This window comes from Streptomyces sp. NPDC037401 (genome assembly GCF_055602345.1).
Genome location: NZ_JBVJWO010000001.1, coordinates 87,037 through 104,032, shown reverse-complemented (window position 1 = coordinate 104,032; position 16,996 = coordinate 87,037). Strand labels below are relative to the sequence as shown.

Annotated in this window: 14 protein-coding genes; 6 read left to right on the top strand and 8 right to left on the bottom strand. The window is 72.1% G+C overall.

Features of this window, described 5'->3' with window-relative positions; all coding sequences use genetic code 11:
- Positions 1-123: 123 nt before the first annotated feature.
- The 3 genes from ACZ7H1_RS00480 to ACZ7H1_RS00470 are packed head-to-tail and all read left to right on the top strand — an operon-like array spanning position 124 to position 2,625.
- Complete coding sequence (locus ACZ7H1_RS00480; protein WP_470782441.1) at positions 124-615, top strand: hypothetical protein; 492 nt, start codon at positions 124-126, stop codon at positions 613-615.
- Complete coding sequence (locus tag ACZ7H1_RS00475) at positions 605-1,849, top strand: MAB_1171c family putative transporter (protein WP_470782439.1); 1,245 nt, start codon at positions 605-607, stop codon at positions 1,847-1,849. Before ACZ7H1_RS00480 ends, ACZ7H1_RS00475 begins: the two co-directional genes overlap by 11 nt.
- Entirely contained in the window at positions 1,846-2,625 is a 780-nt protein-coding gene (locus ACZ7H1_RS00470; RefSeq protein WP_470782437.1) for an SDR family NAD(P)-dependent oxidoreductase, read from the top strand. The genes ACZ7H1_RS00475 and ACZ7H1_RS00470 overlap by 4 nt, the downstream gene beginning before the upstream one ends.
- Before the next feature lie 28 nt (positions 2,626-2,653).
- On the opposite strand, the gene ACZ7H1_RS00465 is transcribed toward ACZ7H1_RS00470, so the two are convergent.
- A complete protein-coding gene (locus ACZ7H1_RS00465) occupies positions 2,654-4,291 on the bottom strand; it encodes an ABC-F family ATP-binding cassette domain-containing protein (RefSeq protein ID WP_470782436.1) in 1,638 nt (545 codons plus the stop codon).
- Positions 4,292-4,692: 401 nt separating this feature from the next.
- On the opposite strand from ACZ7H1_RS00465, the gene ACZ7H1_RS00460 reads away from it, so the two are divergent.
- Entirely contained in the window at positions 4,693-6,270 is a 1,578-nt protein-coding gene (locus ACZ7H1_RS00460; protein WP_470782434.1) for a M1 family metallopeptidase, read from the top strand.
- A gap of 39 nt (positions 6,271-6,309) precedes the next feature.
- On the opposite strand, the gene ACZ7H1_RS00455 is transcribed toward ACZ7H1_RS00460, so the two are convergent.
- Positions 6,310-7,191, bottom strand: a complete 882-nt coding sequence (locus ACZ7H1_RS00455) for an oxygenase MpaB family protein (RefSeq protein ID WP_470782432.1) — start codon at positions 7,189-7,191, stop codon at positions 6,310-6,312.
- A 130-nt stretch (positions 7,192-7,321) separates the two neighbouring features.
- Here ACZ7H1_RS00455 and sph point away from each other — a divergent pair, with 130 nt between their 5' ends.
- Positions 7,322-8,314: a sphingomyelin phosphodiesterase gene (sph, locus tag ACZ7H1_RS00450; RefSeq protein WP_470782431.1), complete on the top strand. Its 993-nt coding sequence runs from the start codon at positions 7,322-7,324 to the stop codon at positions 8,312-8,314.
- A gap of 60 nt (positions 8,315-8,374) precedes the next feature.
- Here the strand turns inward: sph and ACZ7H1_RS00445 are convergent, their stop codons facing one another.
- Complete coding sequence (locus ACZ7H1_RS00445) at positions 8,375-10,195, bottom strand: AMP-dependent synthetase/ligase (protein WP_470782430.1); 1,821 nt, start codon at positions 10,193-10,195, stop codon at positions 8,375-8,377.
- Between the two features lie 86 nt (positions 10,196-10,281).
- Here ACZ7H1_RS00445 and ACZ7H1_RS00440 point away from each other — a divergent pair, with 86 nt between their 5' ends.
- Positions 10,282-11,010, top strand: coding sequence for a MerR family transcriptional regulator (locus tag ACZ7H1_RS00440; RefSeq protein ID WP_470782428.1), 729 nt, complete (start codon positions 10,282-10,284; stop codon positions 11,008-11,010).
- Positions 11,011-11,040: 30 nt separating this feature from the next.
- Here ACZ7H1_RS00440 and ACZ7H1_RS00435 read toward each other — a convergent pair whose 3' ends face one another.
- From ACZ7H1_RS00435 to ACZ7H1_RS00415, 5 genes are read right to left on the bottom strand one after another with little or no spacing between them, the layout of a single operon-like run.
- Complete coding sequence (locus tag ACZ7H1_RS00435; RefSeq protein WP_470782427.1) at positions 11,041-13,209, bottom strand: 3-hydroxyacyl-CoA dehydrogenase NAD-binding domain-containing protein; 2,169 nt, start codon at positions 13,207-13,209, stop codon at positions 11,041-11,043.
- Positions 13,210-13,259: 50 nt separating this feature from the next.
- The gene (locus tag ACZ7H1_RS00430) at positions 13,260-14,474 is read right to left on the bottom strand and encodes an acetyl-CoA C-acetyltransferase (protein ID WP_030008979.1); all 1,215 of its coding nucleotides are present in this window, start codon (positions 14,472-14,474) and stop codon (positions 13,260-13,262) included.
- A 24-nt stretch (positions 14,475-14,498) separates the two neighbouring features.
- Positions 14,499-15,641 carry an acyl-CoA dehydrogenase family protein gene (locus tag ACZ7H1_RS00425; protein WP_470782426.1) on the bottom strand — a complete coding sequence of 381 codons (1,143 nt, stop codon included), beginning with the start codon at positions 15,639-15,641 and terminating at the stop codon, positions 14,499-14,501.
- Between the two features lie 9 nt (positions 15,642-15,650).
- Positions 15,651-15,806 (bottom strand): hypothetical protein, encoded by a 156-nt coding sequence (locus tag ACZ7H1_RS00420; protein WP_470782425.1) that lies wholly within the window; start codon positions 15,804-15,806, stop codon positions 15,651-15,653.
- On the bottom strand, positions 15,806-16,951 hold the full coding sequence (locus ACZ7H1_RS00415; RefSeq protein WP_470782423.1) for a CaiB/BaiF CoA transferase family protein: 1,146 nt from the start codon (positions 16,949-16,951) through the stop codon (positions 15,806-15,808). The genes ACZ7H1_RS00420 and ACZ7H1_RS00415 overlap by 1 nt, the downstream gene beginning before the upstream one ends.
- Positions 16,952-16,996 lie beyond the last annotated feature (45 nt).

The window sequence follows — 16,996 nt, the reverse complement described above, 5'->3', positions numbered from 1 at the left end:
GCCTGGCCGTACCCACCCTGCGGACCCCACTCCCCAGTGGCCGTCTTGAAGGCTCAGGACTCCATGACCCTTGCCCCACCTGCCTACCGACGCTGCCCGAGGACGGGTCCGAAGAGAGAGCACATGCCATACGGGCACTTCACACTGCGCAGGCGCTGCGAATCGATCATCAGCCGGCTCGACTTATCCCACCCGTTCTCCCTCGAAGGCCTGTGTGCACGGATAGCCGGGCAGCGGGGCAGGCCGATACAGCTGCACCCGCTGCCCAGGGAGGCCGCCGAGTCCGGGGTGTGCGGGCTGTGGGTGGGCACGGCCACCGTCGACTACGTCTTCTACGAGGCCCAGACGTCCCGGCTGCACCAGGAACACATCGTCCTGCACGAGCTGGGGCACATCCTCTTCGGGCACAACTCGCTCGCGGGCGAGGAGGATCCGGCCGTGGGCCGGCCGGTGGTCCTGGGGCGGACCAACTACACGACGCGGCAGGAGCAGGAGGCCGAGCTCCTGGCCAGCATGATCCGCACGAAGGCGGGGCTGCTGCCCGGCCGCGAGCCCCGCGACACGCTGGAGAAGCTCGGTTCGGCGCTCGGCGTGAGGCCGTCGGATGTCGTCTGAGATAGCGGAGTTCGGCGACTGGCTCGCCGTCCCGAGCGTGGTCCTCCTCTGGTTCGCGGTCCTGGTGCGGTCCCCTTCCGCCGTGCGCACCCCGCAGCAGCGCGGGCTGCTGCTGGCCGTGGCCACCGCGGCGGCCGCCATGACCCTCAATCTCCCCGCAGTCGTCGAGGCCGCCCAGCGGGAGCCCGGCACCGCGCACCTGGTCGGCCTGGTCCGCAACCTGACCGGGGTGCTGTCGGCGGGCGTGGTCCTGTACTTCGTGTCCGCCACGACGAGCGGGCGGCGGCTGCAACTGGCCGCGTGCGGCGCCACGGCCGCGCTGCTCGGAGCGATGCTGGTGCTCGATGCGACGGCGCCGCCGCACCGGCTGCACGGCATGCCCCCGGGCGGCGATCCCGTGCCCTCGATGGCGTACTGGCTGACCCTGATGGGCGCCCACCTGCTGGCGAACACCGTCTGCGTCTTCGTGTGCTGGCGCTACAGCCGGCGCACCGACAACCGCGGACTGGCCGCCGGGCTGCGGCTGTTCGGCCTGGGGACGGCGCTGGCGGGGCTCTTCTGGTTCGCGTACCTGCTCAAGGCGCTGTTCGGGACGGTGTGGACGCTGCCCTACCTCCCGCTGCTGATGAACCTGCACGGGGTGCTGCGGGCGGCGGCGATCCTGGTGCCGACGCTGTTCACGCTGCGCCGTACGGTCGCGGACATCACGACGGCCTGGCGGCTGTGGCCGCTGTGGCGCGACCTGGTGCAGGCCGTCCCGCACGTGGCGCTGCACCGGCCGCGGGCGACCCGGGCGGTCGAGCTGCTGTGGCCGCCGCTGCCGCGCGACCTGCTCGTGTACCGCAAGGTGATCGAGACCCGGGACGCCGTGCTGGTGCTGAACGAGTACGTCGCCCCGGGGGTGCCGGAGCAGGCCCGCGCGCACGTGGAGGCGGCCGGGGCGGTGCCGGACCGGTGCGCCGAGGCCGCCGTACTGGCCTGTGTGATCAGGGAGGCGCGGCGGGCCCGGGACGGCGGACTGCCGCCGCAGCCCGGCTCGTTGAGCGGCGCGGCGCCGATGGAGGGCCGCGACCTGGAGGGCGAGCGGCGGTTCCTGGTGGACGTGGCGTACGCGTACGGGTCGCCCGCCGTGGCGGCGTTCCGTCCCGAGCCCGCCCGCACGCCCCTCACCGACGCCGACGCCGACGTGAGCCAAACGAACCAAACGAACCAAACGAAAGCGGAAGACTCGTGACGACTGTCCTCATCACCGGTGCGAGCGCCGGCCTCGGCGCCGCCTTCGCCCGCGGCTTCGCGGCCAAGGGCTGCGATCTGATCCTGGTCGCCCGGGACAAGGACCGCCTCGCTACGGCAGCCGACCTGCTCTCCGCCGGGTACGGGGTGAGCTGCGAGGTCCTCCCGGCCGACCTGCTCGACCCGGCGGGCTGCCAGGAGGTCGCCGACCGGCTGGCCGATCCGGCACGGCCGGTGGACATGCTGGTGAACAACGCCGGCTTCGGCCTGCCCGCGCCGTTCCCGTACAGCCCGCTCGAGGACGAGGAACGGATGCTGGAGCTGCTGGTACGGGTGCCGATGCGGCTCACGCACGCGGCGGTGCCCGGCATGCGGGCCCGTCGCCGGGGCGCCGTGCTGAACGTGTCCTCCGTCGCCGGTCTGCTGCCCACCGGCACCTACGGCGCCGCGAAGGCGTGGGTGACGGCCTTCAGCGAGTCGCTGCGGGTGGATCTCGCACCGTACGGCGTGCGGGTGCTGGCGGTGGTGCCGGGCTTCACCCGTACCGAGTTCCAGGAGCGGGCGGGCATGGACGTGAGCGCGCTCAAGGACTCGGTGTGGCTCGACGCCGACGACGTGGTGGCGCAGGCGCTGAAGGACCTGGCCAGGCGGCGTGCGGTGAGCGTGACCGGCTGGCGCTACAAGGCGTACGCGCAGGCGGTGCGGCACCTGCCACGCCACCTGGTCGCCGGCCGGATGGCCCGGACCCGCAGGGCGCCGGCCGGCGCCGGGGAGTGAGTCCCCGGCGCCCGCGCCGGGCGTCCCGTCAGTCCTCGGCGACCTTGCCGTCCTCGACGCGCAGGCGGCGCGTGGTGCGGACCGCGTCCAGCATCCGGCGGTCGTGCGTCACCAGCAGGAGCGTGCCCTCGTAGGCCTCCAGGGCCGATTCGAGCTGCTCGATGGCGGGCAGGTCGAGGTGGTTGGTCGGCTCGTCGAGGACGAGCAGGTTGACCCCGCGGCCCTGGAGGAGGGCGAGGGCGGCCCGGGTGCGCTCGCCCGGGGAGAGGGTGGCGGCCGGGCGCAGGACGTGCACGGCTTTCAGCCCGAACTTGGCGAGGAGGGTGCGCACTTCGGCGGGCTCGGTGTCCGGTACGGCGGCGCAGAACGCGTCGAGGAGGGGTTCGTCGCCGAGGAACAGCCCGCGGGCCTGGTCCACTTCGCCGACGAGGACGCCGGATCCGAGGCTCGCGTGCCCGGAGTCGAGCGGCAGCCTGCCGAGCAGCGCGGCGAGCAGGGTGGACTTGCCGGCGCCGTTCGCTCCGGTGATCGCGACCCGGTCGGCCCAGTCGATCTGGACGCTGGCGGGGCCGAAGGAGAAGTCGCCGCGGCGGACCTCGGCGTCGCGCAGGGTGGCGACCACGGAGCCGGAGCGCGGCGCCGCCGCGATCTCCATCCGCAGCTCCCACTCCTTGCGGGGCTCCTCGACCACGTCGAGGCGCTCGATGGCGCGCTGGGTCTGGCGGGCCTTGGCGGCCTGCTTCTCGCTGGCCTCGCCGCGCAGCTTGCGGCCGATCTTGTCGTTGTCGGTGGCCTTGCGGCGGGCGTTGCGGACGCCCTTGTCCATCCAGTTGCGCTGCATGAGGGCGCGGCCTTCGAGGGAGGCGCGCTTGTCGGCGTACTCCTCGAACTCCTCGCGGGCGTGCCGGCGGGCGGTGGCGCGCTCTTCGAGGTAGGCCTCGTAGCCGCCGCCGTACAGGTTGATCTGCTGCTGGGCGAGGTCGAGCTCGAGGACCTTGGTGACGGTGCGGGCGAGGAACTCGCGGTCGTGGCTGATCACGACGGTGCCGGCGCGCAGGCCCCTGACGAACTCCTCGAGCCGTTCCAGGCCGTCGAGGTCGAGGTCGTTGGTGGGCTCGTCGAGCAGGAAGACGTCGTAGCGGGACAGCAGCAGCGAGGCGAGTCCGGCCCGTGCGGCCTGGCCGCCGGAGAGGGCGGTCATGGGGAGGTCGAGGCCGATGGAGAGGCCGAGGGAGGCCGCGGTCTCCTCGGCGCGCTCGTCGAGGTCGGCGCCGCCGAGGTTCAGCCAGCGGTCGAGGGCCACGGCGTACTCGTCGTCGGCGCCCGGGGTGCCGTCGACGAGGCCCTGGGTGGCGGCGTCGAGCGCGGCCTGCGCGGCCGCGACGCCGGTGCGGCGGGCCAGGAAGTCCCGCACGGACTCCCCGGGGCGCCGCTCGGGCTCCTGGGGCAGGTGGCCGACGGCCGCCGTCGGCGGCGAGAGCCTGAGCTCGCCTTCCTCGGGGGTGTCGAGGCCGGCGAGGAGCCGGAGCAGGGTGGACTTCCCGGCCCCGTTGACACCGACGAGGCCGATGACGTCACCGGGGGCGACGACGAGGTCGAGTCCGGCGAAGAGGGTGCGTTCGCCGTGGCCGGCGGCGAGTTCCTTGGCGACGAGGGTTGCAGTCATGAGACCCCGATCGTAGCCCCGCTCCGGCACCCGCCCGGCACGGGCTCCGGGGCCGGGAAGAGGACGGCGCCCTCGGTAGTGGCGCCGTCACAGGCGGCGACCCTGCGGGTTCCGTCGGCGATCACTGCCGACCGTTCGCCCGGAACGCCGGCGCGATCCACCGGCCGCGGCGGGATCGGTCTGGATGCGACGGCGCCTCGGCCGACCGACCCGACCCTGCCCTTTCCGGCCGTTCTGCCGCGGTGCACCGACGCCGGAGTAGCCCCCTGAACTGCGTTTTTACGCCTTCGCTGTGACGGCCGAATGGCGATCGTGTGACATGAGGGGCCATGGACATGACGTGGGGCACCGGGTCTGAATACGGTCGAACGGAACCGCAGTCCCTACCACTTGGAGCCTTCGTGCACCGCAAAGTCATCGCCCCGAGCGTTCTTGCCGCCTCTCTTCTGCTGGTGATCCCGGCGTCGGCCGCAGGATTCGTCGCGGGCGCCCCGGGCATCGGCGACCCCTATTACCCGGCCAGCGGCAACGGCGGATACGACGTGTCGCACTACGATCTGCGGCTGAAGTACCAGCCCGCGACGGACCTGCTGGAGGGCACCGCCACGCTGCTGGCGACGACCCGCCAGGACCTGTCGCGGTTCAACCTGGACTTCGGCCTGAAGGTCAGCGAGGTACGGGTCAACGGCGTCAAGGCGAAGTTCGCCGCCACGGGCACCCAGGAGCTCGAGGTCACCCCCGCGACGCCGCTGCCGAAGAACAAGCCGGTCAGCGTGGTCGTCAAGTACGCAGGAAAGCCCTCGGAGTTCAAGGTCGACGGCTGGACGGCCTGGCACCGCACGCCCGACGGCGGCGTCGCGGCGCAGGAGCCGGACTCGGCGATCTGGTGGTTCCCGAGCAACGACCACCCGCTGGACAAGGCCACCTTCGACGTGTCGGTCAACGTGCCCGACGGCACCCAGGCCATCAGCAACGGCGTCCTGCAGTCGACGAGTTCGAAGCTCGGCTGGACCCGGTACAACTGGCGCTCGAACAAGCCGCAGGCCACCTACCTGGCCACGCTCGCGGTGGGCAAGTTCGACATCACCACGGACAAGACGGCCGACGGCCTGCCGGTCCTCAACGCGTACAGCAAGGACCTCGGTGACAACGCGGGCGCGGCGCGCGCCAGCCTGGAACGGACCACCGAGGTCGCCGAGTACCTCTCGGAGGTCTTCGGCCCGTACCCGTTCAACTCCCTGGGCGGCTACGTGCCGAACGTGACCAGCGGCTACGCCCTGGAGACGCAGACGCGCCCGTTCTACAGCCCGCGGCAGTTCGCGAACGGCGCGAACGTCCAGGTGGTCGTGCACGAGCTGGCGCACCAGTGGTACGGCAACAGCGTGTCGGTCGCGAACTGGAAGGACATCTGGATCAACGAGGGCTTCGCCCGCTACAGCCAGTGGCTGTGGTCCGAGAAGGAGGGCGAGGGCACCGCGCAGGAGCTCGCGGACTGGACGTACGCATCGCGTCCGGCCGAGGACCCGTTCTGGCAGGTCAAGCCGGGTGACCCGGGCCCGGAGAACCAGTTCCACGGCGCGGTCTACGACCGTGGTGCGCTGGCGCTCCAGGCGCTGCGCAACGAGATCGGCGACGAGAAGTTCTTCGCGATCCTCAAGGGCTGGCCGACCCAGTACGCGCACGGCAACGCGAAGGTCGGCGACTTCGTCCGGTACGCCGAGCGGGTGTCGGGCAAGCCGCTGGCGGACCTCTTCGAGACCTGGCTGTACACGGCGGGCAAGCCGGCCACCGGCCCGGCCTCCGGGGCCCTGGACCGCGCGTACACCCAGCCGGGTGCGAAGGCCTCGGCGCAGCGCGCCACGCCGGCCAAGCCCGCCAAGGCCGTGCAGCCGAAGTCCTGGAAGAAGATCGCCGCGACGAACAGCATCCACCAGGGCACCCGCGCCGCGGCCCGTCCCGGTCACAGCCACAGCCACTGAGGGCAGGTAGGTCCGTGAACGGCTGCGCGCCGTCGTCCGTCAGCGGGCGGCGGCGCGCTGCGCCGCGCGGGCCCGCCGGGCGATCGGCAGGTACCGCAGCCCCTCGGGCAGCAGCGGTACGGCGAAGGCGACGGCCCGGCTGAACCGGCGGAGTCTGCGCTCCTGGGCCCCCGTCCACTCCAGTCCGATCGCCGCGCGCGCGTCCGGGGGCATGTACCCGACGGTGACGAAGGCCCGGAAGCGCAGGAAGGGGCGCCGCAGGAGGGGCCACAGGGCCCTCAGCACCAGGCGGACGGCCTGGGGGCCCCGGTCGGGCGCGGGCAGCGGCAGGTCGGTGGAGACGAGCTCGCCCGCGACCCCGGTGGGGCGCAGCTCCTCGGTGAGGATCCGGCGGTAGTACGCGCCGTACTCCTCCGGTGTCCGGGGCATGTCCCGTTCGCGGACCCCCAGGATCCGGCCGACCTGGAGCCATTCGGCGAACAGGGCCCGCTCCTCGGAGGCGGCGAGCGGGCGGCCCCACAGCAGGGGCAGGGCGTGGCGGTAGACCGCGAAGCCGGATTCGTGGACCCACGTGTAGCAGCCGGGATCGAGGGCGTGGTACGGCCGGCCGCCGGGGGCGGTGCCGCGGATGTCGCGGTGCAGCAGCCGTACCCGGCGCCCCTCGGCAGCGGCGTCCTCTCCTCCGTACACCCAGAGCTGCACGGATTCCACGGAGCGCACGCCGCGGCCCCAGGGGTCGGTGCGGAAGGCGGAGTGCTGGTCGACGCCCGCGGCGATGACGGGGTGGGCCACCTGCATGGTGAAGGCGGCGGGCAGCATCAGCAGGAGCCGGACGTCCCCGGCGACGTTCCACAGGATTCCGCCGGGCGCCGGCGGCTGGGGATCCTGCTTCGGAGGGCGGCCGTCGTGCGTCTGCCTCATGAATCCCAGTATGCGAGTGCCATTCGACCGGGTGCGTAAAGATTCCGGTCGCACGGGTGTTACCCAGAGGTAACTGCAGGTGGTGTGATGGCGGGGCCGATCACTCCCCCACCGGAAATCAGGAGACTTCATGGCGCTCTCCCCGCTCCGCCGAGGCAAGGCCACCGCTGCGGCCGTCGCCGCCCTGGCGGCCGCCGCGCTGACCGTCACCGCCACGCCCGCCGCCTCCGCCGCCTCGGAGGCGGACACGACGCCGCAGCTGAGCGTTCTGTCGTACAACGTCTTCCTGTTCAGCAAGAGCCTGTACCCCAACTGGGGCCAGGACCACCGGGCGCGCGAGATACCGAAGGCGTCCTTCTACCAGGGCCACGACGTCGTCGTGCTCCAGGAGGCCTTCGACAACTCCTCCGGCGACGCGCTGAAGGCCAACTCGGCCGCGCAGTACCCGCACCAGACGCCGGTGGTGGGCCGCAGCAAGAGCGGGTGGGACGCCACGGGCGGCTCGTACTCCGCCACCACTCCCGAGGACGGCGGCGTCGCGATCCTCAGCAAGTGGCCCATCGTCCGCAAGGAGCAGTACGTCTTCAAGGACGCCTGCGGCGCCGACTGGTGGTCGAACAAGGGCTTCGCGTACGTGGTCCTCGACGTGAACGGCACGAAGGTGCACGTGCTGGGCACCCACGCCCAGTCCACGGACCCGGGCTGCGGCGCGGGCGAGGCGGCGCAGATGCGCAGCCGTCAGTTCCGGGCGATCGACGCCTTCCTGGACGCGAAGAACATCCCGGCGAACGAGCAGGTCATCGTGGCCGGCGACATGAACGTCGACTCGCGGACGCCGGAGCACGCCACGATGCTCGCGGACGCGGGCCTCGCGGGCGCGGACACGCGCACCGGGCACGCGTACTCCTTCGACACCGCGGACAACTCGATCGCCAAGTACCGCTACCCGACCGACCCGCGCGAGGACCTCGACTACGTCCTGCACCGCCAGGGCCACGCCCGGCCGGGCGGGTGGGAGAACCACGTGGTCAAGGAGCAGAGCGCGCCCTGGACGGTCTCCAGCTGGGGCACGTCGTACACGTACGACAACCTCTCGGACCACTACCCGGTGATCGGTTCCTGAGCCGGGCGGGGTGCGGCGCCGTTCCTGCGGGCGCCGCACCCCGCGCGCTCGTCGCGCAGGTCAGGGCTGCGCGTACATCTCCTCGATGACCTCGGCGTACGCGGCGCGGACCACGCGGCGCCGCAGCTTGAGCGAGGGGGTCAGCTCGCCGGTCTCCGGCCCCCACTCCCTGGTCAGCAGCCGGTACTTCTTGATCTGCTCGGTGCGGTTGAGCCGGGCGTTGGCCGCCTCGACCGCGCGGGCGACCTCCTCGTGCACGGCGGGGTGCGCGGCGAGCGCGGCGAGTCCGTCCGCCTCGATGCCCCGGGCCGCGGCCCAGGCGGGCGCCAGTTCGGGGTCGAGGACGAGCAGGGCGACGAGGTAGGAGCGGCCGTCGCCGTGGACCAGCGCCTGCCCGATGAGCGGGTGCTCCTTGACGGTGTTCTCCACGAGCGCGGGCGAGACGTTCTTGCCCGTCGAGGTGATGATCAGTTCCTTCTTGCGGTCGGTCAGCCAGAGGAACCCGTCGCCGTCGAGCCGGCCGACGTCCCCGGTGGGGAACCAGCCCTCGGCGTCGCACGCGCTCTCCAGCGAGCCGTCGGGGTTCAGGTAGCCGTCGAAGACCGTGGCGCCGCGGGTCAGGATCTCGCCGTCCTCGGCGAGCTTCAGCTCCACGCCCTCGATCGGGCGGCCCACGGAACCGAGCCGGAAGGCGTCCGGGCTGTTGACCGTGCACACGCCCGAGGTCTCCGTGAGCCCCCACGCGTCCATGATCGTGATCCCCCAGCCGGCCCAGAAGCGGACCACGTCCAGGGGCATGGGCGCGGTGGCGCTGGCCGTCCACAGCAGCCGGTCGAGCCCGGCGAGCCCCAGCAGCGGGTCGAGGACCTGCTCCTTGGCGCGGGTGTACGCCTCCTCGACGGCCGCGGGGACCTCCTCGCCCCGCTCCAGGTGCCCGGACCGGGCCCGGGCCACGTCGTTGGCGGCCTCGATGGCCTGGCGCTGCCCGTCCGGCAGCCCGGCGAGGACGGCCCGTACGGACGCGGCGAGCTTCTCCCACACCCGCGGGACGCCGAAGAACTGCACCGGGTGCAGCTCGCGTACGGACGCGGCCACGGCGGCCGGGTCGGCGCACATCCGCACGTGCGCGGCGCGCAGCAGCGGCAGGTAGATGCCGAGGATGCGCTCGGCGATGTGCGCGAACGGCAGGTAGCACAGGTGCTCGGCGTGTTCGGGGAGGTCCACGTGCCGGTCGAGCCGGACGGCCTGGAGCAGGATGTTGCGGTGCGTGAGCCGGACGCCCTTGGGGTCGCCGGTGGTGCCGGAGGTGTAGACGACCGTGAGCGGGTCCTCTGGGCGGGCCTCACGCCAGCCCTTCTCGAACGCGTCCGCGCTGTGCAGGCGGGCGCCGCTCGCGTGCAGGGAGCCGTAGCTGCGGTGGCTGCCGGCGTCCGCCTCCTCGGCGACGACGAGGCGCTCCAGGGGGATGTCCGGGGCGGCCAGCAGCGGTTCCCAGCGGGCCAGTTCGCGGGCTCCCTCGACGACGGCGAGGCGGGCCCGGCTGTGCCGGGCGATGTGGGCGATCTGCTCGGGTGCGGAGGTTCCGTACACGGTGACGGGGACGGCGCCGAGGTGGACGAGGGCGAGGTCGCTGAGCCAGTGCTCGGGGCGGTTGCCCATCATCATCAGGACGTGGTCGCCGCGGCCGACTCCGAGGGCGGCGTAGCCGGAGGCGAGGACGGCGACCTTGCGGCGGGCCTCGGCCCAGGTGAGGGTCGTCCAGTCGGCGCCGGTGCGCCAGGACAGGGCGGGCAGTGCGCCGTGGTGCTCGGCGTTGCGGGCGAGCAGGGCGGGCACGGTGATCTCTTCGGGTCGTCCGGGCAGTGAAAGGTTCGTGGGCATGGGCAGCTCCTGGCCGTTTCACATCGTTGGTGCGACAGCAATACTGTTGAACCTGAAGCGGAGGATCAGAGAGCGAGGCACAGCCGATGACCACCCAGGCGCAGGAGCCCACGCTCACCGTCGACGAGCTCGCCGCGCGGGCGGGTGTCACCGTCCGTACCGTACGTTTCTACAGCACCCGCGGGCTTTTGCCCCCTCCCGTGATCGGACCTCGCCGGGTGGGCCAGTACGGCCCCGAGCACCTGTCCCGGCTGGCGCTGATCGAGGAGTTGCAGGTGCAGGGCATGACCCTGTCCGCGATCGAGCGGTACCTCGACGCCCTGCCGGACGACCTCAGTGCGCACGACCTGGCGATCCACCGGGCCCTGGTGGCCACGTGGGCTCCCGACGCGGCGGAACAGGCCTCGCGGACCGAGCTGGAGAAGCGGGCCGGGCGGACCCTGTCGGACGCGGACGTGCAGCGGCTGACGGCGATGAACGTCGTCGCGCCCGCGGGCGGGGGGTACCGGGTGGACGTGAACCTGCTGCGGCTGGGGGTGGCGCTGCTGGACGTGCCGATCTCCCACGAGACGATCGTGGCGGCGCGCCGGGTACTGGTGGACCACACCCGGTCGGCGGCGCACGAGCTGACCCGGCTGTTCCGCGACGAGGTGTGGGGGCCGTTCACGGAGGGCGAGGACGATCCGGAGCGGGTGGAGTCGATGAAGGCGCTGTCGGCCCACATGCAGCCCATGGTGGTGCAGGCGCTGGTGACGGCCTTCCAGCGGTCGCTGAAGGAAGAGCTGCGGGCGGCGTTCCGGTCCGAGGAGGACTGAAACACCGCCCGCAGCCGGCCTTGCCGGGGGTCAGTCGGTGAACTTCTCGCCCCGCTCGGCCTTCTCCACGAGGAGGGCCGGCGGGGTGAAGCGCTCGCCGTAGGTGGCGGCGAGCTCGCGGGCGCGGGCGACGAAGCCCGGCAGGCCGCCCTCGTAGCCGTTGACGTACTGGATGACGCCGCCGGTCCAGGCCGGGAAGCCGATGCCCATGATGGAGCCGATGTTGGCGTCGGCGACGGAGGTCAGGACCCCCTCCTCGAAGCAGCGGACGGTGTCCAGGGCCTCGGCGAAGAGCATCCGCTCCTTCATGTCCTCGAAGGGGATCGCCGCGTCCGGCTTGCCGAAGTGCTCGCGCAGGCCGGGCCACAGGCGGGTGCGCTTGCCGTCCTCGTAGTCGTAGAAGCCGGCGCCGCCGCTGCGGCCGGGGCGCTCGAACTCGTCGACCATGCGGTCGATGACCGCGTCCCCGGGGTGCTGCGTCCAGGCCCGGCCCTCGGCCTCGAAGGCCTTGCGGGTCTCGTTGCGGATCTTGCGGGGCAGGGTCAGGGTCAGCTCGTCCATCAGGGAGAGCACCTTGGCCGGGTAGCCGGCCTGCGCGGCCGCCTGCTCGACCGAGGCCGGCTCGATGCCCTCGCCGACCATGGCGACGCCCTCGTTGATGAACTGGCCGATGACCCGGGAGGTGAAGAAGCCGCGGCTGTCGTTCACCACGATCGGGGTCTTGTTGATCTGTCGGACCAGGTCGAAGGCGCGGGCGAGGGCCTCGTCACCCGTCTGCGCACCCTTGATGATCTCGACCAGGGGCATCTTGTCGACCGGCGAGAAGAAGTGCAGGCCGATGAAGTCGGCGGGGCGCGCGACGCCTTCGGCGAGACCGGTGATGGGCAGGGTGGAGGTGTTGGAGCACAGCAGCGCGTCGGGCGCCACCACGTCCTGGATCTCCTGGAACACCTTGTGCTTGAGGGAGGTGTCCTCGAAGACCGCCTCGATCACCGCGTCGCAGCCGGCCAGGTCGGCCGGGTCGGCGGTGGGGATGATCCGGGCGAGCAGGGCGGCCCGCTTGGCCTCGGTGGTGCGGCCGCGCGAGAGGGCCTTGTCGAGGAGCTTCTCGGAGTACGCCTTGCCCTTGGCGGCCGCCTCGGCGGAGACGTCCTTGAGGACGACGTCGATGCCGGCGCGGGCGCAGGAGTACGCGATGCCCGCGCCCATCATGCCGGCGCCGAGCACGGCGACCTTGCGGACCTTGCGGGGCTCGATGCCCTTGGGGCGGCTCTGGCCGGAGTTGACGGCCTGGAGGTCGAAGAAGAACGCCTGGATCATGTTCTTGGCGGTCTGTCCGGTGACCAGCTCGGTGAAGTAGCGGGCCTCGATGACCAGCGCGGTGTCGAAGTCGACCTGGGAGCCCTCGACGGCGCAGGCGAGGATGTTGCGCGGCGCGGGGTACGGGGCGCCGGCGAGCTGCTTCTTCAGGTTGGCCGGGAAGGCCGGGAGGTTGGCGGCGAACCGCGGGTTGGACGGGGTGCCGCCGGGGATCTTGTAGCCGGGGACGTCCCAGGGCTGCTTCGACTCGGGGTTCGCATCGATGAAGGCGCGGGCTTTGGCGAGCATCTCCTCGGGGGTGGCGGCCAGTTCGTGCACCAGGCCGTTGTCGAGGGCCCGCTGCGGGCTGTACTGCGTACCCTGCAGGAGCACCTTGAGCAGCGCGTCGGCGATGCCCATCAGGCGGACCGTGCGGGTGACGCCGCCGCCGGCGGGGAGCAGGCCGAGGGTGACCTCGGGCAGGCCGATCTTCGAGCCGGGGGCGTCGAGGGCGACGCGGTGGTGGCAGGCCAGGGCGATCTCGTAGCCGCCGCCCAGGGCCGCGCCGTTGATCGCGGCGACCACGGGCTTGCCGAGCGTCTCGATGCGGCGCAGGGAGCGCTTGATCGCGGTGCCGGTCTCGAAGGCCAGGTGGGCGTCCTCGGGGCGCAGCCGGATCATGTCCTTGAGGTCGCCGCCCGCGAAGAACGTCTTCTTGGCGGAGGTGAAGACGATGCCGCGGATGGAGTCCTTCTCGGCCTCGGCGCGGTCGGCGATCGCCGCGATGGAGTCCTTGAAGGCCTGGTTCATGGTGTTGGCGGACTGGTTGGGGTCGTCGAGGACGAGGGTGACGACGCCGGTCTCGTCCTGTTCCCAGCGGATCGTGGTGGACTCGCTCATGGTCACTGCTTTCGTTTCGGAAGGTCCGGGGGCAGGGGATACAGGACGATTCAGAGGCGTTCGACGATGGTGGCGACGCCCATGCCGCCGCCGACGCAGAGGGTGACGAGCCCGTAGCGCTTGTCCTGGCGCTCCAGCTCGTCGACGATCGTGCCGAGGATCATCGCGCCGGTCGCGCCGAGCGGGTGGCCGAGCGCGATGGCGCCGCCGTTGACGTTGACCTTGTCGAGGGACAGGCCCATGTCCTTGACGAAGCGCAGCACGACGCCCGCGAAGGCCTCGTTGATCTCGACCAGGTCGATGTCGTCGATGGTCAGCCCGGCCTTGGCGAGCGCCTTGCGGGTGGCGGGGGCGGGGCCGGTGAGCATGATGGTGGGCTCGGAGCCGGAGACGGCCGCCGAGACGATCCGGGCACGGGGGGTGAGGCCGTTCCGCTCGCCCGCCTCGCGGGAGCCGATGGCGACGAGCGAGGCGCCGTCGACGATGCCGGAGGAGTTGCCCGCGTGGTGCACGTGGTCGATCTTCTCGACCCAGTGGTACTTCTGCAGCGCCACCGCGTCGAAGCCGCCGAGTTCGCCGATGTCCGCGAAGGAGGGCTTCAGCTTGGCCAGCGTGTCGGCGGTCGTGCCGGGGCGGACGAACTCGTCGTGGTCGAGGACGATCAGGCCGTTGCGGTCGGTGACCGGGACGACGGACTTCGCGAACCGGCCGTCCTTGATGGCCGCCGCGGCGCGTTCCTGCGACAGGGCCGCGTACTCGTCCACATCGCGCCGCGAGAATCCCTCGATGGTGGCGATCAGGTCGGCGCCGATGCCCTGCGGGACGAATCCGGTGTCCCAGTTGGTCATCGGGTCGGCGAACCAGGCGCCGCCGTCGGAGGCCATCGGGACCCGGGACATGGACTCCACTCCGCCGGCCAGGACCAGGTCCTCCCAGCCGGAGCGGACCTTGGCCGCGGCCAGGTTGACCGCTTCCAGGCCGGAGGCACAGAAGCGGTTCTCCTGGACGCCCGCCACCGTGTCCGGCAGGCCGGCGGCGATGGCCGCGATGCGGGCGATGTCGGAGCCCTGGTCGCCGACGGGGCCGACGACGCCCAGGACGATGTCGTCGATGGTCGCCGGGTCCAGCCCCGGGTTGCGCTCGCGCAGCGCGTCGATGAGTCCGACGACCAGGTCGATCGGCTTGGTGCCGTGCAGGGCGCCATTGGCCTTGCCCCGCCCGCGCGGGGTGCGGATCGCGTCGTATACGTAAGCTTCGGTGCTCACTGGTCAAGCCTTTCGCAGGGAGGTTTAGCCGAGCAGGGAACGGCCGATGATCTCCTTCATGATCTCGGTCGTACCGCCGTAGATGGTCTGGATGCGGCCGTCCGTGAAGGCCCGGGCCACCCGGTATTCGGTCATGTATCCGTATCCGCCGTGCAGTTGCAGGCAGCGGTCGGCGACCCTTTTCTGCAGTTCGGTGGCCCACCACTTGGCCATGGAGGCGTGGACGTGGTCCAGCTCGCCGTTCGCGTGGTCGGTGATGCACCGGTCCAGGAAGGTGCGGGTGACGGCGCACTCCGTGGCCATCTCCGCGATCTCGAACCGGACGTGCTGGAGCTTGGCGAGAGGCCGCCCGAAGGCCTCGCGCTCCTTGACGTACCCGGTCGTGAGCTCCAGCAGGTGCTCGGCGGCGGCTATGCCGGCCATCGCGATGGCCAGGCGCTCCTGGGCGAGGTTCGTCATCAGGTGGAGGAACGCGCCGTTCAGCTCGCCGAGCAGGTTCTCCTTGGGGACGCGTACGTCGTGGAAGAACAGCTCGGCGGTGTCCTGCGACTTCTGGCCGATCTTGTCGAGGTTGCGGCCGCGTTCGAAGCCCTCCGCGCCCCGCTCGACCACCAGCAGCGACAGGCCGTGCGCGCCGCCGTCGGGGGTGGTCCGGGCGACCACGATCACCAGGTCGGCGAGGATGCCGTTGGAGATGAAGGTCTTGGAGCCGTTCAGCACCCAGTGGTCCCCGCGGTCCTCGGCCGTGGTGCGGATGCCCTGGAGGTCGGAGCCGGCGCCCGGCTCGGTCATCGCGATCGCCGTGATGATCTCGCCGCTGCAGAAGCCGGGCAGCCAGCGGCGCTTCTGCTCGTCGGTGGCGAGCGAGGTGAGGTACGGGCCGATGATGTCGTTGTGCAGGCCGATGGCCAGTCCCGGCGTGCCCGCCCGGGTGAACTCCTCAGCGATGACGGCGGCGTAGCGGAAGTCCGGATTGCCGCCGCCCCCGTACTCCTCGGGCACGGCCAGGCCCAGCAGCCCCTGCCGGCCGGCCGCGCGCCACGCCTCGCGGCTGACGATGCCGTCCTTCTCCCACTGTTCGTAGTGCGGCAGCACCTCCTTCGCGAGGAAGGTGCGGACGGTCTCGCGGAACGCTTCGTGATCCGCGTGGAAGATGTCGCGCTTCATCCGGGCCCCCTAGAGCCAGTTCTTGACGGTTTCGACCAGCCGGGCCGGTTCGGGGCCGACGGGAATGACGTTGAGCACGGTGACGTCCGCCGCCTCCGCGGCCACGGCCTCGTCACGGGCCCGGCGCGGGTCGCCGGCGTGGCTCGTCGGGACGGAGGGATCCATCAGCCACCGTCCGCGGCGAGCCCGGGCACGCCCCAGTCGCGGGCGACCCCGTCGGTGTCCGCGCCCGGCTGCGCGGGGCCGCTGCGCACGGTCGTGGGCGTGGCGGAGAACCGCGGCGCAGGCGCCGGCTGGGTGATCCCGCCGAAGTCGGTGAAGGTGCCGCGGGCGGCCAGGTGCGGGTGCCCGGGGGCCTCGCCCAGCGACAGCACGGGGGCCACGCAGGCGTCGGAGCCCTCGAAGACGGCGGTCCACTCGGCGCGGGTACGGGTACGGAAGGCAGCCGCGACGCTCTCGCGGAGCTCGCCCCAGCGGGCGAGGTCCTTGCGGGCGGGGGCGCCGTCCTTGATGCCGAGCAGCCCGGTGAACTCGTCGTAGAACTGCTGCTCCAGCGCGCCGACGGCCATGTACCCGCCGTCGGAGGTCTCGTAGCAGCCGTAGAAGGGGCAGCCGCCGTCGAGCAGGTTGGCACCGCGCCGGTCCTGCCAGCCGCCGGCCGCGACCATGCCGTGGATCATCGCGGTCAGGTGGGCGGTGCCGTCGACGATCGCCGCGTCGACGGTCTGGCCGGTGCCGGTGGTGCGGGCGTGCTGGAGCGCGGCGAGCACGCCGACGACCAGGTAGAGGGAGCCGCCGGCGTAGTCGCCGACCAGGTTGGCGGGTACGGCCGGGGGCTCGTCCGGCTTGCCGATCATGCCGAGGGCGCCGGTGATCGCGATGTACGCGATGTCGTGCCCGGCGCGCGGGGCGAGCGGGCCGTCCTGGCCCCAGCCGGTCATGCGGCCGTAGACGAGGCGCGGATTGCGGGCGCGGCACCGCTCGGGCCCCACGCCGAGGCGCTCCGCGACGCCGGGGCGGAAGCCCTCGATCAGGATGTCGGCCCGTTCGGCCAGGTCCAGGACGCGGGCGGGGCCGTCCGGCGCCTTGAGGTCGACGAGAACGGAGCGCTTGTTGCGGTTGGTGACGTCGTACGCGGGATTGACCGCGAGGCCACCGCCGCCGGGGCGGTCCACCCGCACCACGTCGGCGCCGAGGTCGGCGAGGAGCATGGCGGCGAACGGGCCGGGTCCGATGCCGGCCAGTTCGAGCACGCGCACCCCCGCGAGCGGGCCGGTGCCGGTTCCGGTGCCGTTCCCTGTCACTGCCATCGAGCCCCCAGGTACCCAGGTGTGTGACACAAGTGATGTAACACC